The organism is Pedobacter sp. 01N416, assembly GCF_056399685.1.
This window is the reverse complement of record NZ_JBFTRT010000998.1, coordinates 1-726: the sequence shown is the minus strand read 5'-3', so window position 1 is coordinate 726 and position 726 is coordinate 1. Positions and strand designations below refer to the sequence as shown.

The following is a 726-nucleotide window of genomic DNA, read 5'->3' as shown; positions in this document are numbered from 1 at the left end:
GATTCTAGGTGAATAAAAATAGTATTATAATAAAAAGGGCGATGAAATTATTTTTACATCGCCCTTTTATATTTATGTTTAAATAAGTTTAGTTATTATTATACTGATCATTTCTTTCAAATTGTCTTAATGAGATCGTCATGCTGAATTTATTTCAGCATCTTTCCTGCAATAGACCCCGAAATGAATTTACTTCGTAGCTTTCCACTTCGCTACAGGTCAGGGTGACGACCCATAATATTGTATTAATCGAACTTAGTTGAATAGACTAAAGACTCCTGACTTAGGACTCAAGACTATCAGCGCTTTCTTCAACCTTTCTTCTCAGTTCATCTTTATAAGCTTGCATTTTAACTGTTAAAGAATCATCAGCTGTAGCTAAAATCTGAGTGGCCAATAAACCTGCATTTTTAGCAGCGTTTAATGCCACTGTAGCCACCGGGATACCATTCGGCATTTGTAAGATCGATAAAATACTATCCCAGCCATCGATAGAGTTTGATGACTTAACCGGAACACCAATTACTGGTAATGTGGTGATAGAAGCAACCATTCCTGGTAAATGGGCAGCACCACCGGCACCGGCAATAATCACTTTTAAACCACGGCCTTGTGCTTCTTTAGCATAATTAAACATCCGTTCTGGTGTTCTGTGGGCAGAAACAACCGTAATTTCATAGTTTATTCCAAATTCTTTTAATACATCAGCAGCATCTTGCATAACAG

At 36.9% G+C, this 726-nt stretch carries 1 protein-coding gene; it reads right to left on the bottom strand.

What is annotated here, in order from left to right; all coding sequences use genetic code 11:
• Nucleotides 1-283 precede the first annotated feature (283 nt).
• Nucleotides 284-726 (bottom strand): 5-(carboxyamino)imidazole ribonucleotide mutase (gene purE, locus AC1DND_RS28895; RefSeq protein WP_477586413.1); only part of this gene is annotated, 443 nt, incomplete at its 5' end.